The sequence below is a fragment of the Sphaerotilus sp. genome (genome assembly GCF_013299175.1).
Classification (GTDB): Bacteria; Pseudomonadota; Gammaproteobacteria; order Burkholderiales; family Burkholderiaceae_C; genus Sphaerotilus.
Map to the genome: position 1 here is coordinate 1 of NZ_JAAFKF010000068.1, position 22,471 is coordinate 22,471.

The window sequence follows — 22,471 nt, forward strand, 5'->3', positions numbered from 1 at the left end:
GGGGTGAAGGTGCTGACGAAGGGCACGGCAGTCGCTAAACCGCCGACAGCGCCGGCGCAGCCCGACGCGATCAGCCACGTCCGCTTGGCCTGGTCGACTTGCTGGTCACTCATGTGATTCCTCGGGAAAAGAAGGTCCGGTCTGAGATGGGGACAACCCCTGATTCTAGCCCAGCGCATCACCGGATCTGCACACTTGCTGACAGGCTTGGCCTTGGATGAAGGCATGCATCTGAGCCAAAAACAACAGGGCAATCCGACTTGACAGATAACTTACGACGGTAATACTTCACGACTGCGTAACGGCATGTTGTCGGACGCTTAACGAATAACAGGAGAAACCAATGAGCATGGCGAGTGAATTCAAGGAATTTGCCCTCAAGGGCAATGTGATGGACCTGGCGGTCGGCGTGATCATCGGCGGCGCCTTCGGCAAGATCGTCGATTCGCTGATCGGCGACATCGTCATGCCGATCGTCGGCAAGGTGTTTGGCGGCATGGACTTCAGCAACCAGTTCATCGCGCTGAATGGCCAGACGGCCACCACCCTGGTCGAAGCGAAGAAGGCCGGCGCCGTGCTGGCCTACGGCAACTTCGTCACCATCGCCATCAACTTCGTGATCCTCGCCTTCATCATCTTCATGATGGTCAAGACGATGAACCGCATGAAGCGCGAAGCGCCTGCTGCACCGCCGGCACCGCCCGCCCCGCCGGCCGAAGACGTCGTGCTGCTGCGCGAGATCCGCGACGCGCTCAAGCGTTGAGTTGAGCCAGCCGGCGGTACAGCGTGCGCTCGCTCCAGCCAAGATGCTGCGCCAGCGCACGCCGTGAGCCGGCGAACTCGGCCAGAAGCCGCTCCAGCCGCGGCAGGTCCGGCTCGGACTCGCCGCGGCCAGCCTGCCTCGCCGCACCAGGCCGCGCCGGACCCGGCAGCCGCGCCTCGGCGCCTACGCTGTCGGGCAGGTGCGCAGCCCGGACCACACCCCCGTCGGCGAACAGCCGCGCCCGGTCCAGCACATTGCGCAGCTCGCGGATGTTGCCCGGCCAGTCGTGCGCCATCAGCCGCGCCATGGCCTGCGGGTCCACCGTGACCGACGGCAGGGGCGGTGACTGCGCAGCCCCCCGGCGCAAGATCGAATCGACCAGCACCGGAATGTCCGTGAGCCGCTCGCGCAGCGGTGGCAGATGGATCGGGAAGGCGCTGATCCGGTAGTACAGGTCTTGCCGGAACAGGCGCTCGGCCACCATCTGCTGCAGCGGCTGGTGCGTGGCGGCCACCAGCCGGAAATCGGCCTGCTGCGTTTCGGGGCTGCCCACCCGCCGGAAAGTCCCTGACTCGATCAGGCGCAGCAGCTTGACCTGCATCGCCAGCGGCACGTCCCCCATCTCGTCCAGGAAGAGCGTGCCGCCCTGTGCCGTCTCGACCAGCCCCTTCTTGCGCTGGTGCGCCCCCGTGAAGGCGCCCTTCTCGTAGCCGAACAGCTCGCTCTCGAACAGCGTCTCCGTCAGCCCCGAGCAGTCCACCGCCACGAACGGCCCGCGTACACGCGCACTCGACTCGTGGACCGCACGGGCGAACAGCTCCTTGCCCGTGCCCGACTCGCCCAGCAGCAGCACCGGCAGCATCGACGGCGCCACCCGCTGCAGCGCCCCCAGCGCCGCCGTGAAGGTCGGCGAGCGCCCGACCAGCCCGTCCGCGCTGGGCTGGGCGGAGGCGCTGCGCACGGTGGTCAGCCGCTCCACGTAGGCGACGATGCGCTGCTCGGCGTCGAAGATCGGGCGCAGCTCCACGTCCACATGCTCCGGCCCGCGGGGGGTGTGGTGGACGTGTAGCACCCGGTCGGGGCCGCGGGACTCCAGCGCCTTGGCCATGGGGCAGTGCTCGCCCGCCTGGTCACAGGGCACATCGTAGTGGTGCGAGATACGGAAGCACTTGTGGCCGACGTAGGGCCGGTCGAGGGTGCCGAACTGCCGCTGGTAGGCGGTGTTGGCGGCCAGGATGTGGTAGCCGGGATCGAGCACCATCATCGGTTGCGGCTCATGCTCGATGAACGACAGCAGGGCGTGCAGGTTGGTCGTGGACAGGGGCATGGCACACAGGGGGATGGTGGTGGAATGGCAGACTGCCTGGCAGTGCATCGGACTGCCAACACTGCCAGAAACCCCGATTGTGGCAGTGCTCATCGGGCGATTGCCCCCGGCGCCAGCCCTGAGCATGGCATGGCATGTCTCTTGATAGACCACCACCCTACCCGACCTCGGACGCCGCGCGCCGCACGCCATGACCCACCCCACTTCCCTGCAGATCGAAGGCCACTTCGACCCCGCCACCTCGACGGTGAGCTACCTCGTGCTGGACACCGCCACGCGCCGCTGCGCCCTGATCGACAGCGTGCTCGACTACGACCCCAAGTCCGGCCGCACCCGCACCACGCAGGCCGACCGGCTGATCGCCCGCGTGAAGGCACTCGGCGCCACCGTGGACTGGATCCTGGAGACCCACGTCCACGCCGACCACCTCTCGGCCGCGCCCTACCTGCGCCAGCAGCTCGGCGGGCGCATCGGCATCGGCCAGCACATCACCACCGTGCAGCGCGTCTTCGGCACGCTGTTCAACGCCGGTGCCGAGTTCGCCCGCGATGGCAGCCAGTTCGACCACCTCTTCGCCGACGGCGAGACCGTGGCGCTGGGCACGCTGCAGTTCCAGGCCCTGCACACCCCCGGCCACACTCCGGCCTGCATGACCTACGTCGTGCGCGACGCGGCCGGCGCGCAGACCACCGCCTTCGTCGGCGACACGCTGTTCATGCCCGACTACGGCACGGCGCGCTGCGACTTCCCCGGCGGCGATGCGCGCACGCTGTACCGGTCGATCCAGCGGGTGCTCAGCCTGCCGCCCGAGACGCGGCTGTACATGTGCCACGACTACCAGCCGGGCGGGCGGGCCGTGGCGTTCGTCTCGACCGTGGCCGAAGCGCGGGCCGCCAACGTCCATGTGCGCGACGGCATCAGCGAGGACGACTTCGTGGCCATGCGCCAGACCCGCGACGCGACGCTGGACATGCCCACGCTGATCCTGCCCTCGGTGCAGATCAACATGCGCGCCGGCCAGTTTCCGCCGGCCGAGGACAACGGCACCCGCTACATCAAGATCCCGCTGAACGCCCTGTGAGCAGCCGGCCCCTACCCAGAACCAAGAACCAAGAACCAAGAACCAAGAGACAAGCCATGACCCAGCCCACCCCCACCCGCCCGCACAACAGCCGCAAGGCCCCCGTCCAGGTGGACGAATCCAGCCACGCGGTGGTGATCGTCGGCGGGGGCGCGGCCGGCATTGCCGTGGCTGCCAGCCTGCTGGCGCGCCAATCAGGGCTGGACATCGCCATCATCGACCCGGCCGACACCCACTACTACCAGCCCGGCTGGACCATGGTGGGCGCCGGCATCTTCGACCCGCGCAGCACCGCCCGCCCGATGGCCGCGGTCCTGCCCCGCGGCGTGCAGTCGATCAAGGCCGCCGTCGCCGGCTTCGAGCCGGAGCGCAACGCGGTGCGCCTCGACAACGGCCGCGTCGTCAAATACCAGCAACTGGTGGTCTGCCCCGGACTCAAGCTCGACTGGCAGGGCATCGAGGGCTTGGCCGAATCGCTGGGCCGCCACGGCGTGACCTCGAACTACCGCTTCGACCTGGCGCCCTACACCTGGGAGCAGGTGCAACAACTGCGCGGCGGCCGGGCCGTGTTCACGCAGCCCCCCATGCCGATCAAGTGCGCCGGCGCGCCGCAGAAGGCGATGTACCTCTCGGCGGATCACTGGCGCCGCACGGGGGTGCTCAAGGACATCCAGATCGAGTTCTGCAATGCCGGGGCAGTGCTGTTCGGCGTGGCGGACTACGTGCCGGCGCTGATGGCATACATCAAGGCTTACGGTGTCGCCCTGGACTTCGGCCACACGCTGGTGTCGGTCGATGGCCCGGCCCGCCGCGCCACGTTCAGCAAAGCCAACGCCGACGGCACCAAGCAGACGGTGGTGCGCGAATTCGACCTGCTCCACGCCGTGCCACCGCAGAAAGCGCCCGACTTCCTCCGCAGCAGCCCGCTGGCCGACGCCGCCGGCTGGGTCGAGGTCGATCCGAGCAGCCTGCGCCACAAGCGATACGAGAACATCTTCGGGCTGGGCGACGCCGGCAACACCACCAATGCCAAGACCGCCGCCGCTGCCCGCAAGCAGGCCCCCGTCGTGGCCCACAACCTGCTCGTGGCGCTGGGCAAGCGCAAGGGGGCGGCGCAGTACGACGGCTACGGCTCCTGCCCGCTGACGGTGGAGCGCGGCAAGATCGTGCTGGCCGAGTTCACCTACGGCGGCAAGGTCAAGCCGAGCTTCCCGCAGTGGCTGATCGACGGCACCCAGCCGTCCCGCCTCGCGTGGTACCTGAAGGAGCGCATCCTGCCGCCGCTGTACTGGCAGGCCATGCTCAAGGGCCGCGAGTGGCTGGCCGAGCCGGAACTGGTCGGATGAGTCGGATGCGTCGGATGATTTCACTGCCCCGCCTGCCCCTGCTCGACTGGGGCCGCCAGTACGACCGCGACACGCTGGTCAGCGACCTCGTGGCGGCGCTGATCGTCACCGTGATGCTGATCCCGCAGAGCCTGGCCTACGCGCTGCTGGCCGGCCTGCCCGCCGAGGTCGGGCTGTACGCCAGCGTCGCGCCGCTCCTGCTGTACGCCGTGTTCGGCAGCAGCCGGGTGCTGGCGGTCGGGCCGGTGGCGGTGGTGTCGCTGATGACGGCCGCCGCCATCGGCGAACACGCCACCGCCGGTTCGGCCGCCTACTGGGCGCAGGCGATCACGCTGGCCTTCCTGTCGGGCGGGATGCTGCTGCTGATGGGGGTGCTGCGGCTGGGGTTCCTGGCCAACTTCCTGAGCCACCCGGTGATCTCGGGTTTCATCTCGGCGTCGGGGCTGATCATCGCCGCCAGCCAGCTCAAGACGCTGATGGGCGTGAAGGCCGAGGGGCACAACCTCGTCGAGCTGCTGCTCGCGCTGGCCCGGCAAATCCCCCACACCCACGCCCTGACGCTGACCATGGGGGTGGCGACCGCGGCGTTCCTGTTCTGGGTGCGCAAGGGCTTGAAGCCGCTGCTGACACGGTGGGGCCTGTCGCCCAAGCTCGCCGACCTGTGCGCCAAGGCCGGGCCGGTCGCGGCGATTGCCGTCACCACGGGCCTGACCTGGGCGCTGGGCTGGCAGGCGCAGGGCGTCAAGATCGTCGGCCACATTCCGCAGGGGCTGCCGCCGCTGACGATGCCGGTGTGGGATGTGGCGCTGTGGCAGTCGCTGTTCATGCCGGCGCTGCTGATCAGCGTGGTCGGGTTCGTCGAGTCGGTGTCGGTCGGCCAGACCCTGGCGGCCAAGCGGCGCCAGCGCATCGACCCGGACCAGGAGCTGGTGGCCCTCGGCGCGAGCAACCTGTCGGCGGCGTTCAGCGGCGGGTTCCCGGTGACGGGCGGGTTCTCGCGCTCGGTGGTGAACTTCGACGCGGGGGCACAGACCCCGGCGGCCGGCGTCTTCACGGCGGTCGGCATCACGCTGGCCTCGCTGCTGCTGACCCCGGCGCTGTACTTCCTGCCCCTGGCCACGCTGGCGGCGACGATCATCGTGGCGGTGCTGTCGCTGGTGGACTTCGGCATCCTGCGGCGCACCTGGGCCTACTCGAAACCCGACTTCGCCGCGGTCGCCGCCACCTTGCTCGCCACGCTGGTGGAGGGCGTGGAAACGGGGCTGATCGTCGGGGTCGGCGTGTCGCTGGTGCTCTACCTGTTCCGCACCAGCCGGCCACACATCGCCACGGTAGGACTCGTGCCGGGGACCGAGCATTTCCGCAACGTGCAGCGCCACGACGTGCGGGTCAGCCCGCGCCTGGTGAGCCTGCGGGTGGACGAGAGCCTGTACTTCGCCAACGCGCGCAGCCTGGAGGACCGGGTCAACGATGCGGTGGCGCTGCAGCCGGCGCTGGCGCATGTGGTGCTGCAGTGCTCGGCGATCAACAGCATCGACGCCAGCGCCCTCGAAAGCCTGGAGGCGATCGAGCAGCGGCTGCGCGACGCGGGCATCGTGCTGCACCTGTCGGAGGTCAAGGGGCCGGTGATGGACCGGCTGCAGGCGACCGATTTCCTGCGCCACCTGCGCGGCCAGGTGTTCCTGACGCACTACCAGGCGGTTGCCCAGCTCACCCCGGAGCTGCTGGCCACGCCCGCTGCGCACCCCGCCGCCCTTCCCACCACCGGCTGAGGCGCAGCACGCCGAGGTCGTCATGGCGGTGGCCGACGATCTGCAGGCCAATCGGCAGGCCGGCGTCGTTCCAGCCCGCGTTGATGGACGCGGCGGGCTGCTCGCTCATGTTCCACGGCAGCGTGAAGGCGATGTGCTCGAACGGACGCTGCGGGTCGTTCAGCGGGCTGGCCCACTCGGCGGCGAAGGCCACGCATGGCGCCACAGGAGACAGCACGAAGTCGAAGGGCTGCGTCGCCGCCACCGCCGCGTCGCGCATTGCGGCCATCTGGCTGTGGCCATGGAAGACCTGCGTTGCCGTCAGTTCGGCGCCGGTTGACACCCATTCGCGGATGTAGGGCAGCACCTTGTCGCGCCGCTCGGCTGGCAACGCGGAGAAGTCCAGCCATGAGCGCATCCGCCAGAAGCGGTCCATGCCGTCGGCCATCTCGCGGGTCATGAAGGCGGGCATCGGCTCGACGATGGCGCCGGCCGACTCGAAGCACCGCGCCGCATCCTCGACCACCGCCCTCACCTGCGCGTCCAGCGGCATGCCCCAGCCGGCGTCCAGTTGCAGCCCGATGCGCAGGCCACGCGGGTCGAGTTCCGGGGCATCCCAGTCGATGTCCTGCGCCGGCAGGCTGGTTGCGTCACGCCAGTCCGGCTGGCTGAGCACGCGCATCATCAGCGCCGCGTCGGCGACGGTGCGCGTCATCGGGCCAGCAACGCGGCCGGCATAGGCGGGCTGGATCGGGATGCGGCCGAGGCTCGGTTTCAGCGTGAAGACACCGCACCAGCCTGCGGGCAGGCGCACCGATCCACCAATGTCCGTGCCGAGGTGCAGCGGCCCGTAACCGGCAGCGGCACCCGCCCCGGCGCCCGCGCTGGAACCACCGGGGTTCTTCGTCAGATCCCACGGGTTGCGCGTCAGCGGGTGGAAGCTCGACAGGCCCGAGGACAGCATCCCGTAGTCCGGCATCGTCGTCTTGCCCAGCAGCACGGCGCCGGCCTCACGCAGCCGGGCGGCGGGCGGGGCATCGGCGGTGGCTGGGGTGAGGACGGTCGCAGCGGTGCCGAGCGGCGTCGGTGTGCCGCGGGTGGCGATGTTCTCCTTGACCATCGTCGGCACACCGTCCAGCAGGCCGCACGGCTCGCCGCGGCGCCAGCGTGCTTCGGACGCCCGCGCCTGGACCAGCGCCGCGGCCGGATCAAGCGCGTAGGTGGCGCACAGATGCGGCTCCCAGCAGGCAATGTGGTCCAGCACGGCGCCGACGACCTCGACCGGCGAGACATCGCCATGCCGGTAGAGGGCGAGCAGCGCGGTAGCAGGGAGATCGTGCAGGGCGGGCATGGTCGCTCCAGAAGCTTCTGGCGCCATTCTGCGGCAGACGCCGCCCGGCCCGGCCCGCCCTCGGTCAGGACCGGATCAAGCCTTCTTGGCCCAGGCACTGCACCAGCCGGCGCCGGCCACTTGCTTGCCAGCGAACAACGGGCAGCCGCCAGCCTTGTCGCCCGCCTTGCCCTGGTACAGCGCGCAGCCGGCGCAGTTCTGGCCGGCGGCGTACTTGGGGAACTTCTTGGCGTCGGCCTTCTTGGCGTCGGCCACGTAGCCGAGGCCGGCCGCCGCAGCGTCCTTCTCGTCCACGAGGGCTTGCGCCTGGGCGGCGGTGCCGAGCACGGCGCCGGAAGCGGCGAGGGTCATCAGGAAAACGCGGCGTTGCATGGTCATGGGGGGTTCCTTTGGGTGTCTGGGGTGAAGATGAAACGGGACTCTGAATGGCCGTCAGCATACGCAGCGCACGGCAACGCAGCAGTTCGGCCTGGAAAGGGGCAGCGACGCGACAGGTACTCGGCGTCAAAGGTGTGGCAGCGGGGATTGTGCCGATCGGGGCATGGCAGACCTTGACCACGATCAAGGACAAGCGATCACCGACCAGCCAGCACCTTCGCCATCGCCTGCGCCGTCCGCTCCACATTCCCGCTGTTCAACCCCGCCACGCACATCCGCCCCGAGCGCACGAGGTACACCCCATGCACCTCGCGCAACTCGTCCACCTGCTGCGGCGACAACCCCGTGTAGCTGAACATCCCGCGCTGCGTCAGGAAGTAGCTGAAATCCCGCCCCGGCACCTTCTCCGACAGGACAGCGTGCAGCCGCTCGCGCATCGCCTGGATCCGCACCCGCATCGCGTCCAGCTCATCCGTCCACGACTGCCGCAGCGCCACGTCCGCCAGCACGCGGGCGACGATCTGGCCACCGTGGGTCGCGGGGCTGGAGTAGTTCTTGCGCACCGCCACCTGCAACTGCCCGATCACCAGCCCGGCTTCCGCCACCGTAGGGCAGACCACGCTCAGGCCGCCGACCCGCTCGCCGTAGAGCGAGAAGCTCTTGGAAAAACTGTTCGCCACGAAGAAGGCGATGCCCGCATCCGCCAGCGCCCGCAGCGCGAAGGCGTCTTCCTGCACCCCGTCGCCGAAGCCCTGGTAAGCGATGTCCACGAACGGAATCAGCCCGCGCTCGGCCAGCACCGGGATCAGCTCGCCCCACTGCGCCGCCGTCAGGTCCACCCCGGTCGGGTTGTGGCAGCACGCATGCAGCAGCACCACCGAGCGTGACGGCAGGCCGCGGATCGCCTCCAGCAGCGCCTCGAACCGCAGCCCGCCGGTCGCGGGGTCGTAGTACGGATACGTGTGGACCGCGAACCCGGCGCCCTCGAAGATCGCCCGGTGGTTGTCCCAGGTCGGGTCGCTGATCCACACGCCGCTGTCGGGGAAATACTTCTTCAGGAAGTCCGCACCGACCTTGAGCGCGCCCGAGCCGCCCAGCGTCTGCAGCGTCACCGTGCGGCCGCTGGTGACGGCCTCGTGTTCGGCGCCGAAGAGCAGGTGCTGGATCTGCGTGCGCGTGTTGGCCGCGCCGACCATCGGCAGGTAGCCCCGCGGCCCGATCGACTGCAGCATCGCGGTCTCCGCCTCGCGCACCGCCCGCATCACCGGCAGCCGCCCGGCGTCGTCGAAGTAGATGCCGATCGACAGGTTGATCAAACCCGGCCGGGGGTCTTTCTGGAAGTTCTCGTTGAGCGTGAGGATGGGATCGCCGGCGTAGGCATCGACGTGTTCGAACATGGACAAGGCTCCTGCGGAAGGGGTGGCAGATTATCCGCCGGGTCACGACCGCCCTAAGTCGGGGATCGATCAGGAAAAAACGGGGCACACCGGTGTGCATTCCACCCCAAAGGGTGGTCGGTACCACATCGTATTGAGGGGGATCGGTGCCTTGACGGGGGACAGGGGGTCTCGAAGAATCGGCTTGTCACAAATCAGTTACAGCCCGGAGAACCCCATGCGCCCTGTCGCCCAGCGAATTGCCATCGTCGGCTTCAGTGCGTTCGAGCGCCGAACGCTGGAGAGCTACTTCCGGCTGGTGGACGCCGTGCCGGTCTACACGGTGGACGGCTCGGTGGCCGAGTGTGACTGGCTGGTGGCGGATGCGGACCAGCCGGAGGCGATCTACACGGTCGGTCAGGCCGGGCGTGTGCGCGACACGGTCTTCATCGGTGGCTCGAAAACACCCGCGACCGCCGGTGCCCACCTGGGCCGGCCGATCGACGCCATGCAACTGCGCCGCGCGCTCGACGACCTGAAGAACCGCCGCGCAGCCCGCGCACTGCGCGAATCCGGGCTGACACCACGGCTGCGGCTGGCCGCCACGGGGCCGAGCGGCCTGACGCGGCAACAGGCGCTCAACGACCACGAGGTGCAGGACTTCCGCGCCAGCTCCGGCTACAGCAACGCGGTGCTGGCCGATGGCGACCAGCGGCTCGACCAGGTGCTGGTGGTGAGCAACAGCCCCGCCGAGTGCCGGATGCTGCGCGAGCGGCTGATGGCGTTCGGCTACCGGGTGCTGCTGACCCGCACCAGCGATGAAGCCGTGGCGCTGACCGGGCGGCTGGTGTTCGGCTTCGTGTTCCTGGGAATGGGCCAGGGGGGATCGGCCGGTTTCCAGACCTGCCGCCGCATCCGCCGCCACCCGACGCTGGTCGGGCTGGCACCGGTGGTGGTGGCGCTGGCAGGGCGGCATGCGCCGATCGAGCGCATCCGCGCCACCTTCGCCGACTGCGACGCCTGCCTCGGCACGCCACTGGACGATGCCGAACTGGCGCAACTGCTGGCCCGCCACGACCGCACCTTCGACCGGGTGTTCCAGCCGACGGCGCTGATGTCGCTCTGAGGGGCGCGGCGGGCGCGGCCCTGCGGCTCAGTGCCCGCCGTCGCTGCGGGCGATCTTCATCAGGCGTTCGACCTCGTCGGCGTGCTCCACCGTGTTGCGGCGGTGCCAGCGGCGGATCAGCTCCATCGTGCCCGCCACCAGCAGCCCGAAGATCGTGATGGCCCCGAACGCGGACAAACCGCCGCGGGTCATGCCCGTGTAGAAGGCCCCCAGCGCCAGGATGCACGCCTGCTCGTTGAAATTCTGCACGGCGATCGAGCGGCCGGCGCCCATCAGGTTGTGGCCCCGGTGCTGCAGCAGCGCGTTCATCGGCACCACCAGATACCCCCCCAGCGCACCCAGCGCGATCAGGAACGGTGCGGCCAGCCAGACGTTGTCGATGAAGTTCATCAGCACCACCAGCAGCCCCATCGCCACCCCCAGCGGCATGACGCGCGTGGCGTGCTCCAGCCGCATCAGCATCGACGCGACCACGGCGCCCACCGCAGTACCGACCGCCACCACGCCGACCAGCGACGAAGCCTGCGTCGTGCCATAGCCCAGCGCCGCAGCCGCCCAAGCCAGCACGATGTAGCGCAGGTTGCCCGACACGCCCCAGAACAGCGTCGTGGTGGCCAGCGAGATCTGGCCCAGGCGGTCGTTCCACAGGCGCGAGTTGCAGTCGGAGAAGTCGCGCACCAGCGCCACCGGATCGCTGGACAGCGGCTGCAGCGGCGCGTCGGTGCGCGGAATGTAGAGGTTGAAGATGGCCGCGATGATGTAGAGGAACACCAGCGACGAGATCGCGGCTTCGGGCGGCGTGTCCACCCCCAGGTCCAGCAGCGGGAAATCGAAGGCGAGCAGGTGCGGCGCGATGTGCGGCCCGACCAGTTGCCCGCCCAGCAGCACGCCCAGGATGATCGAGGAGATCGTCAACCCCTCGATCCAGCCGTTGGCCTTGACGAGCTGCGACGGCGGCAGCAGCTCGGTCAGGATGCCGTACTTGGCGGGCGAGTAGGCGGCAGCGCCCAGGCCGACGATGGCGTAGGCGGCCAGCGGGTGCGTGCCGAACAGCATCATCAGGCAGCCGATGACCTTGATGCTGTTCGAGAAGAACATCACCTTGCCTTTGGGCACCGCGTCGGCGAAGGCCCCCACGAACGGCGCCAGGACCACGTAGAAGAGCGCGAACATTGGCACCAGAGCGGCCCGCTGCCACTCCGGAGCGCCAGAAGTCCGCAGCAGCTCGACCGCTGCAACGAACAAGGCGTTGTCTGCCAGCGAGCTGAAGAACTGCGCCGACATGATGGTGTGAAAGCCTTTTTTCATGCGGCGCGGTTATAGCACGCGCCCTTGCCCGCACAGTGCGGAGACACCCTGCGGGCGCGGGATCCGCCGAGGACTGGCTGGCACAATCTTCGCCCATGCCCCGCCCGATCGAAGCCCTCCTCCACCCCGACGCCCTCGCCGGCAACCTGCGGGTTGCCCGCCACCATGCCGGTGATTCCCGCCTGTGGGTGGTCATCAAGGCCAACGCCTATGGCCACGGCATCGAGCGGGTCTGGCCGGGGCTGCTGGGCGCGGATGGCATGGCGATGCTGGACCTGGACGAGGCGCAGCGCGTGCGCAACCTGGGCTGGCGCGGGCCGGTGCTGCTGCTGGAAGGCTGTTTCGAGCCACGGGATCTGGAGCTGTGCTCGCGGCTGAACCTCTGGCACGTCGTCCACCACGAGGCGCAGATCGACTGGCTCGCCGCGCACAAGACCCACCAGCCGCACCGCGTCTTTCTCAAGATGAACAGCGGCATGCACCGGCTCGGCTTCACCGGTCACCACCTGCGCAGCGCCTGGGCGCGGCTGAACGTGCTGCCGCAGGTGGACGAAATCTCGCTGATGACGCACTTCTCCGACGCCGACGGCCCGCGCGGCATCGCCGAACAGGTTGCCGCCTTCCACGCCGCCACGCACGACCTGCCCGGCGAGCGGTCCTTGAGCAACAGCGCGGCCATCCTGCGCCACGCGGGCGATGCCGAGGTACGCGCCGACTGGGTGCGCAGCGGCATCCTGAGCTACGGCAGCGCGCCCGATTTCCCCGAACACGACAGCGCCCACTGGGGCCTGTCGCCGACGATGACGCTGCGCTCGCGGCTGATCTCCACGCAGGCGCTGCAGCCCGGCGACACGGTGGGCTACGGCAGCCGCTTCCGCGCCGAACAGCCGATGCGCGTCGGCGTGGTCGCCTGTGGCTACGCGGATGGGTATCCACGCCACGCCCCCACGGGCACGCCGGTGCTGGTGGACGGCGTCCGCACCACCACCGTCGGCCGCGTCTCGATGGACATGCTGGCCGTGGACCTGACACCGGTGCCGCTGGCGGAGGTTGGCAGCGAGGTCACGCTGTGGGGCCACGGGCCGCAGGGCAGCGGCAGCGTGCTGGCGATCGACGAGGTGGCCCAGGCCGCGGGCACGATCGGCTACGAGCTGATGTGCGCGCTGGCACAGCGGGTGCCGACGCGGGTGGTCGAAGGGCCGGGCTGCACAATGGCAGTCTCCCCACACCCCCTGCAGCCCCAGCATGTCCAGCCCTGCCACCCCCCTGCCCACGCTTGACCAGCCCGACCGCTACGGCCGCCTGTCGCGCCTCGCCCACTGGGGCGGCGCGCTGCTGACGCTGACGATGCTGGTCATCGGGGTCGTGGCGGCGGACGTGCTCCCCAAAGGTCCGGAGCGCAAGGCGCTGTGGGCCTGGCATGTGGCGATCGGCGTGTTCGCTTTCGTGCCGCTGCTGGCGCGCATCGTCTGGCGCGTGCAGGCGATGCTGTCGGGCCGCAGCCCGCAGGCGCTCTCGCCCGCCGGCTGGCAGCGCGTGGCGGAAAAGGCAGGCCACGGCGCGCTGCTGGCGGTGCTCGCGCTGATGGTGCTCACCGGCCCGCTGATGGTCTGGAGTGGCGGCCACCCGCTCCATGTACTGGGCTGGTTCGACATCGCGTCGCCGATCGAGGAGAACAAGGCGCTGCACTACCGCACCGGCCTGCTGCACGCGGTCGGCTCGAAGCTGCTGATCGCGCTGATCCTGGTCCATCTGGTCGGGGCGGTGCGCCACGGCCGGGCGGCTTTGCAGCGCATGGCGGGCCGGGGAGTGGCGGCGTGAAACCCCCGGTGGTCGATCCCCGCGAGGTCGATTTCACGGCCATCCGCGCCCAGGGAGCGGGCGGTCAGAACGTCAACAAGGTGTCGAGCGCGGCGCACCTGCGTTTCGACATCGGCGCCTCGTCGCTGCCCGAAGCCGTCAAGGCACGCCTGCTCGCACTGGCCGACAGCCGCATCGGCGGGGACGGCGTGGTCGTCATCAAGGCGCAGGACCACCGCAGCCTGCCCCGCAACCAGGCCGATGCGCTGGCCCGGCTGCAGGACATGGTGGACCGCGCCGCCCATGTCCCGAAGGCCCGCCGGGCGACCAAACCGACCCACGGCTCGACCATGCGCCGGCTGGAGTCGAAGACGCGGCACAGCGCGACCAAGGCGACGCGGGGCCGCAGCGGCCGTGCGTCGGACTGATTCAGGCGCCGAGCGTCAGGCGCGCCGGAACATCCCCAGCACGGCGCCGGCCACGATGAACAGGCTGCCGAAGGTGCGGTTCATCCAGCGAAGTTGCCGTGGCGCGCGCAGCATCCCCAGCACGCGCGACGCCAACGCCACGTAGCCGCTCATCACCAGACTCTCGACCACGCCGAAGGTCGCGCCGATCGCCAGGTACTGCGCCAGCAGCGGCCGGGCGGCGTCGATGAACTGCGGCAGCACAGCGATGAGGAACACCGTGCCCTTGGGGTTGAGCGCGTTGACCATCCAGCCGCGCAGGAACAGCGTGCGCGCCAGGTGCGTGTCTGGAACGGCCTCGCTGTCGGGTGCCACCAGGGGCCGGATCGGCGCGCGCCACTGCTGGATGCCCAGCCAGACGAGGTAGGCCGCACCCACCCACTTGACGACAGAGAAGGCCGCTTCGGACGTGGACAGCAGCATGCCCAGACCCACCCCCACCACCAGCGTCTGTGTCCACACCCCCATCAGCAGGCCATAGGCGATGACCTGCCCGCGGCGAAACCCGTGGTTCAGGCCGACGCCCATCGCCGCGATGGCACCGGGGCCGGGTGACAGGCTGATCGCCACGGCGGCGGCCAGAAAAGTGAGCCAAGTGTGGAATTCCATGGGCGGATCTTGCCACGCCATGCACGGGCGACAATCCGCCGCATGGCACGCGACAAGACCCTCTACACCTGCCGCGACTGCGGCGGCACCAACGCCAAGTGGCTCGGCAAATGCCCGCACTGCGGCGCCTGGAACACGCTCGACGAGACCATCGCCGAGCCGCCGCCCGGCCCCGGCAGCAAGAACAACCGCTTCCAGGCCCTGGCCAAGAGCCAGCCGGTCGCCACCCTCGCCGACATCGAGGCTGCCGACGTGGCGCGCACCCCGACCGGGCTGGAGGAGCTGGACCGGGTGCTAGGCGGCGGCATCGTCGAAGGCGGCGTGGTGCTGATCGGCGGCGATCCCGGCATCGGCAAGAGCACGCTGCTGCTGCAGGCGGCCGAGGCGCTGTCGCACCAGATGAAGGTGCTCTACGTCACCGGCGAGGAGTCCGGCGCCCAGGTCGCGCTGCGGGCGCACCGGCTCGGGCTGGGCGGGCAGAAGCTGCGCGTGCTGGCCGAGATCGGGCTGGAGCGCATCCAGGCCACGCTCGCGCTCGAAACCCCGGCCTTCTGCGTCATCGACTCGATCCAGACGCTCTACTCCGACCAGCTCACCTCCGCGCCCGGCTCGGTCGCCCAGGTCCGCGAGTGCGCCGCGCAGCTCACCCGCACCGCCAAGTCCACCGGCTGCACCATCGTCCTCGTCGGCCACGTCACCAAGGAGGGGGCGCTGGCCGGCCCGCGCGTGCTGGAGCACATCGTGGACACGGTGCTCTACTTCGAGGGCGACACGCATTCGAGCTTCCGCCTCGTGCGCGCCATCAAGAACCGCTTCGGCGCAGTCAACGAGATCGGCGTGTTCGCGATGACCGAGAAGGGCCTGAAGGGCGTGGCCAACCCGAGCGCGATCTTCCTGTCGAGCCACAGCGAGCCGGTGCCGGGGGCGTGCGTCCTGGTGACACTGGAGGGGACGCGGCCGCTGCTGGTGGAGATCCAGGCGCTGGTGGATGCCGGTGGCCCGAGTCCGCGGCGACTCAGTGTCGGGCTGGACCGGGACCGGCTGGCGATGCTGCTGGCCGTGCTGCACCGCCACGCGGGCGTGTCGTGTGCGGACCAGGACGTGTTCGTCAACGCGGTCGGCGGTGTCCGCATCAGCGAGCCAGCCGCCGATCTGGCCGTGCTGCTGGCGATCCAGAGTTCGCTGCGGGGGCGGCCGCTGCCGAAAGGCTTCCTCGCGTTCGGGGAGGTGGGGCTGGCCGGTGAAGTGCGCCCGGCACCGCGGGGCCAGGAGCGGCTCAAGGAAGCGGCCAAGCTCGGGTTCACCGTGGCGCTCGTGCCGAAGGCCAATGCGCCCAAGAAACCGATCGACGGGCTGACCGTCCACCCCATCGAACGCATCGAAGAGGCCATCGAGGCGGTCCGCCAGATGGGTTGAACCAGCGCCCGGCACCGCGCACCGCCTACCAGAATCACCAGACTGTGCGAATCCTGCATCGGCAGGGCAGCGGGCGCTGAAGCTAGGGGGCAATCCCTATTCGTGAATTTGTGCAGCCAAAATTCCGCAAACCATTGACATGGATAGCAACTGACCGGCACATCAGGAAACGCTATCGAACATCTTAATCAGAAAAACCGAAGCATATTTATCGTTTTCAGAGGACATCCCCTACACTTTGGAGACACGCCACCCTGCCCTCACACCCCCCCAAAGTACGGGGTTAATACCTTTCGTTACGTGGAGAGGGTGCATGGCTTCCTCCTCTCCAGCGATAAGATTCGGTACATGAAAGTTCCATTTCAACGCACGATCAATGCCGTCCTGATGGCATCTGCCCTGCTGGCTGGCTGGTGGGCATTCCGTTGGGCCGGTCTGGTACTCGGCATCACGGTCATTGCCTTCTGGTCCATCCTCCAGTTCAACCGGGCTTCACGCCAGTTGCGCAACGTGGCCGACCGTCCCAAGGGCATGGTCGATAGCGTCGTGACGCTGCAGTCGAAACTGGGCCACGGCATGACCATGGCCGAGGTGCTGGACATCTCCAAAAGCCTGGGCCAGCGCGTGAACGAACGCGGCAACGACTGGCTCTGGCGCGACAGCTACGGCAACCAGATCGTCGTGAGCTTCCGCCGTGGAAGCGTCGAACGCTGGAGTGCCACGCGCACCGAAGGCCAGCCCAGTGCAGCCCCCGTCAGCCGTCCGGTCTCCGTCCAGGAGACCGCCCGCGTCGCCGACCGCGCCCCGATCGCTGCCGCCGCCTGAGCACAGCGGCCGGCACCGCCGGCCACTCAGACGCCCAGCCAGCCGATGCGGGTCGCCATTTCACGCACCGCTTCCATCTGGCTGCGCAGCCGCTGTGCCGCCAGCGCCGCCGTGTCTTCGGTCAACGACCCGGCCTCGCTCTCGATCTGGAACGCCGTGTCGGCCAGCTCCCGCAAGCCCAGACTGGCCGCAGCCCCCTTGAACCGGTGCGCAGCCGCCACCCGCTCGGACGCTGGTCCTGCGCCGTCGAGCAAGGCCAGCAACGCCGACAGACTGGCGCTCTCGTCGGCCAGAAAACCCGCCAGCAGCGCCGCATAGGAATGCACGGACAGCGCCGCGCAGGTGTCGGTGATCAGCACCAGATCCAGTATCCGCGCCGCATCGCCCGGTTTGGTGCGGGCGCGGCGGCGGCGTTCAGGCTTGACCGGGCCGACCACAGCAGTCGCGGTCGCCCTGGCCCGTTCTGGCCCCCACTGCGCGCGCGCCGAAGTGCTTGCGCAACAGCTCCTCGACATCGTGCAACTGCACAGGCTTGGCCAGAAAATCGTCCATGCCCGCTTCGCGCACCCGCTCGCGGGATTCGGCGACAGCATCCGCCGTCAGCGCCACGATGCACACGCGGGACTGTGCCACCGGCAGGTCGCGGATGGCCCTTGCCGCGGCCAGACCATCCATCACCGGCATGTGCAGGTCCATGAGCACGAGATCGCACGCCTGTTCGCGCACGGTGGTCACTGCCTCGGCACCTTGGGTCGCCAACAGCACCCGGTGCCCCAACTGCTCCAGCAGCACCTGCATGAACTTGCGGTTGACCGGATGGTCATCGACGACCAGCACGCGCAATCCGTCCGGGGCCGCCACGGATGACACTGCGGACGCCTGTGCTGGCGTGGCCGCGGGCGGCGGTACCAGTGCAGCGGCATCGAGTTCCGGCAGCGGCAGCACCACCGTGAAGACGCTGCCACGCCCCATCTCGCTCGCCACGGCAATGTCGCCCCCCATCCGCTCCGCCAGGTTGCGTGAAATTTCCAGTCCCAGCCCGGTGCCGCCGAAGCGGCGGCTGATGCTGTCATCGCCCTGGCTGAACCGCTGGAACAGGCGGGAACGGGTGGTCTCCCCCATGCCGATGCCCGTGTCCGAGATGCGAAACCGGGTGGCGGACTGGCCCTGTGCGGTGGTGCAGCCATCCACCTGCATCCACACCCGCCCCACGTCGGTGAACTTGATGGCGTTGCCCAGCAGGTTGAACAGGATCTGCTTGACCCGCTGGGCATCGGCCTGCACGACGGGGTGGACCGCCGAAGACAGCTCGACCTCGAATTGCAAGCCCTTGTCACGCGCCTGCGGACCCATCAGTGCCTGCACCTCGCCCACCATCTGGCGCAGATCCACCGGCCGCGCCACCAGCTCCAGCCGACCCGATTCCATCTTCGAAAAATCGAGCACGTCGTTCAGGATGGTCAGCAAGTGGGCGCCCGACTGGCGCGCGGTGCCCAGGTATTCGCGCTGCAGCGGTGTCAGCACCGAGCGGTCCAGCAGCGACATCATCCCGAGCAGCCCGTTGAACGGCGTGCGCAGCTCGTGGCTCATGTTGGCCAGGAAGGCACTCTTGGCGCGGCTGGCCTGCTCGGCCTCGGTGCGGGCGTCCTGCAGATGGCGGGCCAGTTGCTCCAGTTGGCTGCGGCGCAGCTCCAGCGAGCGCACCTGGCGCACCACGACATAGGCAAACACCCCGATCAGCAAGCACTGGAAGATGGTCAGACCGATGCCGATGCGGCTCTGGTCGCGCACGGCAGCATTGCGGCGGGCGACGCCTTCTGCCACCGATTGGTTCGCCAACTGCGACAACTCCCGCACCGACTGGCCCACCGCCTCTAACGCCGGCACCAGCGCCCGGATCTCCGCCGGGGCCAGGCGGGTTGGACCGTCCGGCCCCAGCACCGGGTCCAGGCGTGCCACCAGCGCGTGCAGTTGGCCCATCACCTGCTGGTGCAGGGCCAGTTTTGGCATCACCTCGCGGGTGCGCTCCGGCTCCACCAGATCGATGCGGCTGACAAAAATCTCGTAGCGTTCGCGCAGCGATTCGAAGGCGGCCGGCTCCTGCTGTGCCGCAGCCTCATGCACGGCATGGCCCAGGCGCAGCAACTCGTTTTCCAGTTGGAAAAAGCTCCAGACGATGTTGTCGCCCTGGTAGACCACGTTGGCATTGAGCAGCGCCAGTGACTGGGCTTGCAGCCAGCCGATGCCCCCGAAAACCGCCGTCAGCACCACGACCATCACGGCCATCAGGCGCCCGACCCGCGTCATCAGCACACGGGGACGGGTCTCGGGCACGGCATTCATTCGAGAACGTCGAGTGCCTTGAGCTGCCAGGCCGAGCGGCTGTAGTACCGCTCGTTGCGCAGGGATTCATCTGCGTCGAAGGGGTAGACGATGAACAGCGGCCCCTTGTCCCGCAGCGGCATCGGCTTGCCATCCATCAGACGGGCGAGCACCAGATCGAACTTGCGCGCATCGGCCACCGGCAGATCGACCTTGTAGTCGTTGATCGCGATGGCGCGCAGGTTCTGTCCCTGGGCACCGACCGCCGCGAGCACGTCACGCAGCAGCGGCCCGGTGAACTGGTGGGCCTCGGGATACCAGGGGGTCTTGGTCGAGAACGTGCGCTGCGGCAAGGCCGCGAGCATGTCCATGTCGAACTCGGCCCGCGTGCCGGCGTTGCGCACGCCGATGCGGCCCGAGATGGTCAGGATGACCTTGCCAGTGGGGCGCTCCAGCGGCTTGGCACGACAGGGCGCAGAACCCAGCACCGCGAGCGTGGCTGCAGCCACCATGCATTGACGACGAGAAACCATCGGGGAACTCCTTTGTCCCCCGATGATGCCGCATCCCCTTCTGGCAAATCAGCCGAAATGGCAGATGTAGTGGTAGGGCTCACCCTCGACCCGGATCTGGAAACTCGCGTTGCCGGGAACATTGAACGATTGGCCAGGCCCGAAGGTCTGCCATGCGTTCTGGCCCGGCAGCAGCACGCTGCAGGCACCCGCCACGGTTTCCATGATTTCCGGTGCGCCGGTGTTGAAGGTCAGCGACGCGGGCAGGATCACGCCCACGCTCTTCTTCGTGCCGTCGGCCAGCGTGATGCCGTGCGAGACGCAGCGGCCGTCGAAGTAGACGTTGGCCTTGGTGCCGACGCTGGCGACGCTCAGTTGTTCGTTGCTCATCGGTGGCTCCTCAGGCGGTTTTCTTCGCGGCGGCCTTGCGGGCAGCGGGCTTCTTCTTGGCAGCCGCCTTTTCGACAGGTGCAACCGGCTTCGGCGCACGCGCCGCACGGGCGTTCGCGGCGATGCGCAGGCGCAGCGCGTTCAGCTTGATGAAGCCGCCCGCATCCGCCTGGTTGTAGGCGCCACCGTCGTCGTCGAAGGTCGAGATCTTCGGGTCGAACAGCGAATCGGTCAGCGACTCGCGGCCCACGCACATGATCGTGCCCTTGTAGAGCTTGAGCTTGACGGTGCCGTTCACGGTGGCCTGCGAGGCGTCGATCAGCCCTTGCAGCAGCACCCGCTCCGGCGCGAACCAGTAGCCGTTGTAGACCATGCGCGCGTAACGCGGCATCAGGTCGTCCTTCAGCGCCAGCACTTCGCGGTCGAGGGTGATCGACTCGATGGCGCGGTGACCGGCCAGCAGGATGGTGCCGCCGGGGGTTTCGTAGCAGCCGCGGCTCTTCATGCCGACGTAGCGGTTCTCGACCTTGTCCAGACGGCCGACGCCGTGCAGGCCGCCGATCTCGTTCAGCTTGGTCAGCACCTGGGCTGGCGACAGCTTCTCTCCGTCGATGGCGACCACGTCACCCTTTTCGTAGGTCAGCTCGATGGTCTGCGGCTTGTTGGGCGCCTTCTCCGGGCTGCGCGTCAGGCGCCACATGCTGTCTTCGGGCGCGAAGTTCGGGTCTTCGAGGATGCCGCCTTCATAGCTGATGTGCAGCAGGTTGGCGTCCATCGAGTACGGCGCGCCGCCGCCCTTGCGCTTCTTGAAGTCCACGGGGATGCCGTGCTGGTCGGCGTAGGCCAGCATGCTTTCGCGGCTGGAGAGCTTCCACTCGCGCCACGGGGCGATGACCTGCACGCCCGGCATCAGCGCGTAGGCGCCCAGCTCGAAGCGGACCTGGTCGTTGCCCTTGCCGGTGGCGCCGTGGCTGATGGCGTCGGCCTGGGTCATCTGGGCGATCTCGACCAGGCGCTTGGCGATCAGCGGGCGGGCAATCGACGTGCCGAGCAGGTATTCGCCTTCGTACAGCGCATTGGCGCGGAACATCGGGAACACGAAGTCGCGCACGAACTCTTCGCGCAGATCCTCGATGTAGATGTTCTCGGGCTTGATGCCCATCTTGATGGCCTTGGCGCGGGCCGGCTCGATCTCTTCGCCCTGGCCGATGTCGGCCGTGAAGGTCACGACCTCGCACTGGTACTCGTCCTGGAGCCACTTGAGGATGATGGAGGTGTCCAGGCCGCCCGAATAGGCGAGGACGACGCGCTTGATCTGTTGCTGTTGGGACATGTGGTGACTGCCGCTGCGGTGCGCTGCGTGAAATGAGGAGCAAACCTCGATTTTACGGCTCAGCGGACCTGGCCGAACCGGCCGCTGTTGAAGTCGGTGATGGCCTGTTCGATCTCGGACCGACTGTTCATCACGAAAGGCCCGTAGCCCACAATCGGCTCGTCGATCGGCTCGTCGATCGGCTCGCCCGACAGCAGCAGCACGCGGGCATCGCCACCCTGCGCCTGCACCTGCACGCCCGTGCCTTCGCGGCTGAAGATGACGCACTGGCTTTGCTGCGCCAGCGCGGCACCATTGACCTGCACCGTGCCGCCCAGCACCACCATCAGCGTGGTCCAGCCGTCCGGCTGCGCCAGCGTGGCCGTGTGCCCGGCAGTGACCTGCACATCCCACACGTTCATCGGCGTGAAGGTGCGCGCCGGGCCGGTGTGGCCGGCGCAGTCCCCGGCGATCACGCGCACCTGGCCCGCGCCCCCGTCGAGCGGCACGACCGGGATGTCGGCATCGACGATCGCCTGGTAGCGGGCCGAAGTCACGGTCTCGAAGCCCCGGTGCGGGTGCGCGCCCACGCCCCGGCGCTTGCCGGTCTTGGGCGTGAAGTGGGTCGGGGCGGCGTAGTCGAGCATCAGGAAGGGGCTGCGGGACTGCGCACCCTGCTGGTAGCCGAACAGGCCCTGGACGGGAAAACCATCGCCGACCCAGTGGCGACCGGGGGCCTGGGCAACGCTGCGCAGTGTTTTCATGGGGATCTCCTGGACACGGGATTTTGAATCGCCTGTGCAGTGTGTGCTTGTCGCTGCTGCCAGGCCATGAACTCCGAGGGCCGCAAACCGTAGCGGGCCAGCACGCCTTCATGCAGGCGTCGCAGCTCCTCGATGATCAGCGCCTGGACATTCACCCGCTCGTCCACGGGCACGCCGCCAGCCTCGACGGCTTGGCCGACCTGCATCAGCGTGTCCTGGTCCCGTCCGGTGACGACCTGCCGGATCG

Annotated in this window: 22 protein-coding genes and 2 pseudogenes; 10 read left to right on the forward strand and 14 right to left on the reverse strand. The window is 68.7% G+C overall.

Going from position 1 to position 22,471, the window contains the following annotated elements:
* Positions 1-113: pseudogene (locus QZW52_RS12450) on the reverse strand (ubiquinol-cytochrome c reductase iron-sulfur subunit N-terminal domain-containing protein); the annotation flags it as partial.
* 230 nt (positions 114-343) lie between these two features.
* Between QZW52_RS12450 and mscL the strand changes: the two are divergent.
* Complete coding sequence (mscL, locus tag QZW52_RS12455; RefSeq protein WP_293999219.1) at positions 344-763, forward strand: large conductance mechanosensitive channel protein MscL; 420 nt, start codon at positions 344-346, stop codon at positions 761-763.
* On the opposite strand, the gene QZW52_RS12460 is transcribed toward mscL, so the two are convergent.
* Complete coding sequence (locus QZW52_RS12460) at positions 753-2,090, reverse strand: sigma-54 interaction domain-containing protein (protein WP_293999222.1); 1,338 nt, start codon at positions 2,088-2,090, stop codon at positions 753-755. The two genes, mscL and QZW52_RS12460, sit on opposite strands and share 11 nt — an antisense overlap.
* Positions 2,091-2,280: 190 nt before the next feature.
* Here QZW52_RS12460 and QZW52_RS12465 point away from each other — a divergent pair, with 190 nt between their 5' ends.
* The 3 genes from QZW52_RS12465 to QZW52_RS12475 are packed head-to-tail and all read left to right on the forward strand — an operon-like array spanning position 2,281 to position 6,289.
* Positions 2,281-3,171 (forward strand): MBL fold metallo-hydrolase, encoded by an 891-nt coding sequence (locus QZW52_RS12465; RefSeq protein WP_293999225.1) that lies wholly within the window; start codon positions 2,281-2,283, stop codon positions 3,169-3,171.
* On the forward strand, positions 3,168-4,517 hold the full coding sequence (locus tag QZW52_RS12470; RefSeq protein ID WP_434738331.1) for an NAD(P)/FAD-dependent oxidoreductase: 1,350 nt from the start codon (positions 3,168-3,170) through the stop codon (positions 4,515-4,517). Before QZW52_RS12465 ends, QZW52_RS12470 begins: the two co-directional genes overlap by 4 nt.
* A gap of 14 nt (positions 4,518-4,531) precedes the next feature.
* On the forward strand, positions 4,532-6,289 hold the full coding sequence (locus tag QZW52_RS12475) for a SulP family inorganic anion transporter (RefSeq protein WP_293999228.1): 1,758 nt from the start codon (positions 4,532-4,534) through the stop codon (positions 6,287-6,289).
* Here QZW52_RS12475 and QZW52_RS12480 read toward each other — a convergent pair.
* The 3 genes from QZW52_RS12480 to QZW52_RS12490 all read right to left on the reverse strand — a co-directional run bounded on the left by QZW52_RS12480 (position 6,228) and on the right by QZW52_RS12490 (position 9,394).
* Positions 6,228-7,619, reverse strand: a complete 1,392-nt coding sequence (locus QZW52_RS12480) for an amidase (RefSeq protein WP_293999231.1) — start codon at positions 7,617-7,619, stop codon at positions 6,228-6,230. The genes QZW52_RS12475 and QZW52_RS12480 overlap by 62 nt on opposite strands.
* Positions 7,620-7,694: 75 nt before the next feature.
* Positions 7,695-7,997 (reverse strand): high-potential iron-sulfur protein, encoded by a 303-nt coding sequence (locus QZW52_RS12485; RefSeq protein WP_293999236.1) that lies wholly within the window; start codon positions 7,995-7,997, stop codon positions 7,695-7,697.
* A gap of 197 nt (positions 7,998-8,194) precedes the next feature.
* The gene (locus QZW52_RS12490; RefSeq protein WP_293999239.1) at positions 8,195-9,394 is read right to left on the reverse strand and encodes an amino acid aminotransferase; all 1,200 of its coding nucleotides are present in this window, start codon (positions 9,392-9,394) and stop codon (positions 8,195-8,197) included.
* A 217-nt stretch (positions 9,395-9,611) separates the two neighbouring features.
* Here QZW52_RS12490 and QZW52_RS12495 point away from each other — a divergent pair, with 217 nt between their 5' ends.
* A complete protein-coding gene (locus QZW52_RS12495) occupies positions 9,612-10,499 on the forward strand; it encodes a response regulator (protein ID WP_293999241.1) in 888 nt (295 codons plus the stop codon).
* 27 nt (positions 10,500-10,526) lie between these two features.
* On the opposite strand, the gene lplT is transcribed toward QZW52_RS12495, so the two are convergent.
* The gene (gene lplT / locus QZW52_RS12500; RefSeq protein ID WP_293999243.1) at positions 10,527-11,807 is read right to left on the reverse strand and encodes a lysophospholipid transporter LplT; all 1,281 of its coding nucleotides are present in this window, start codon (positions 11,805-11,807) and stop codon (positions 10,527-10,529) included.
* Between the two features lie 95 nt (positions 11,808-11,902).
* Here lplT and alr point away from each other — a divergent pair, with 95 nt between their 5' ends.
* From alr to arfB, 3 genes are read left to right on the forward strand one after another with little or no spacing between them, the layout of a single operon-like run.
* Positions 11,903-13,087 (forward strand): alanine racemase, encoded by a 1,185-nt coding sequence (alr, locus tag QZW52_RS12505; protein WP_434738332.1) that lies wholly within the window; start codon positions 11,903-11,905, stop codon positions 13,085-13,087.
* Positions 13,053-13,628 (forward strand): cytochrome b, encoded by a 576-nt coding sequence (locus QZW52_RS12510; RefSeq protein ID WP_293999246.1) that lies wholly within the window; start codon positions 13,053-13,055, stop codon positions 13,626-13,628. Before alr ends, QZW52_RS12510 begins: the two co-directional genes overlap by 35 nt.
* Complete coding sequence (gene arfB / locus QZW52_RS12515) at positions 13,625-14,035, forward strand: alternative ribosome rescue aminoacyl-tRNA hydrolase ArfB (protein WP_293999249.1); 411 nt, start codon at positions 13,625-13,627, stop codon at positions 14,033-14,035. Before QZW52_RS12510 ends, arfB begins: the two co-directional genes overlap by 4 nt.
* A 15-nt stretch (positions 14,036-14,050) precedes the next feature.
* On the opposite strand, the gene QZW52_RS12520 is transcribed toward arfB, so the two are convergent.
* A complete protein-coding gene (locus QZW52_RS12520; protein WP_293999252.1) occupies positions 14,051-14,683 on the reverse strand; it encodes a LysE family transporter in 633 nt (210 codons plus the stop codon).
* Between the two features lie 42 nt (positions 14,684-14,725).
* On the opposite strand from QZW52_RS12520, the gene radA reads away from it, so the two are divergent.
* Positions 14,726-16,099: a DNA repair protein RadA gene (gene radA, locus QZW52_RS12525; RefSeq protein ID WP_293999254.1), complete on the forward strand. Its 1,374-nt coding sequence runs from the start codon at positions 14,726-14,728 to the stop codon at positions 16,097-16,099.
* 387 nt (positions 16,100-16,486) lie between these two features.
* Positions 16,487-16,924, forward strand: coding sequence for a hypothetical protein (locus QZW52_RS12530; RefSeq protein WP_293999257.1), 438 nt, complete (start codon positions 16,487-16,489; stop codon positions 16,922-16,924).
* A gap of 26 nt (positions 16,925-16,950) precedes the next feature.
* Here QZW52_RS12530 and QZW52_RS12535 read toward each other — a convergent pair whose 3' ends face one another.
* The 7 genes and pseudogenes from QZW52_RS12535 to QZW52_RS12565 all read right to left on the reverse strand — a co-directional run.
* Positions 16,951-17,361 (reverse strand): Hpt domain-containing protein, encoded by a 411-nt coding sequence (locus tag QZW52_RS12535; RefSeq protein ID WP_293999260.1) that lies wholly within the window; start codon positions 17,359-17,361, stop codon positions 16,951-16,953.
* Positions 17,339-19,258, reverse strand: coding sequence for an ATP-binding protein (locus QZW52_RS12540; protein WP_293999264.1), 1,920 nt, complete (start codon positions 19,256-19,258; stop codon positions 17,339-17,341). The genes QZW52_RS12535 and QZW52_RS12540 overlap by 23 nt, the downstream gene beginning before the upstream one ends.
* A 5-nt stretch (positions 19,259-19,263) precedes the next feature.
* The gene (locus QZW52_RS12545; protein WP_293999266.1) at positions 19,264-19,779 is read right to left on the reverse strand and encodes a putative pterin-binding protein; all 516 of its coding nucleotides are present in this window, start codon (positions 19,777-19,779) and stop codon (positions 19,264-19,266) included.
* A 48-nt stretch (positions 19,780-19,827) separates the two neighbouring features.
* A complete protein-coding gene (gene ppnP, locus QZW52_RS12550; RefSeq protein ID WP_293999269.1) occupies positions 19,828-20,148 on the reverse strand; it encodes a pyrimidine/purine nucleoside phosphorylase in 321 nt (106 codons plus the stop codon).
* A gap of 10 nt (positions 20,149-20,158) precedes the next feature.
* On the reverse strand, positions 20,159-21,481 hold the full coding sequence (locus QZW52_RS12555) for an argininosuccinate synthase (RefSeq protein ID WP_293999272.1): 1,323 nt from the start codon (positions 21,479-21,481) through the stop codon (positions 20,159-20,161).
* Between the two features lie 59 nt (positions 21,482-21,540).
* Positions 21,541-22,224, reverse strand: a complete 684-nt coding sequence (locus tag QZW52_RS12560; protein ID WP_293999275.1) for a pirin family protein — start codon at positions 22,222-22,224, stop codon at positions 21,541-21,543.
* Positions 22,221-22,471 (reverse strand): annotated as a pseudogene (locus QZW52_RS12565) (hypothetical protein); the annotation flags it as partial. The gene QZW52_RS12560 and the pseudogene QZW52_RS12565, both read right to left, overlap by 4 nt.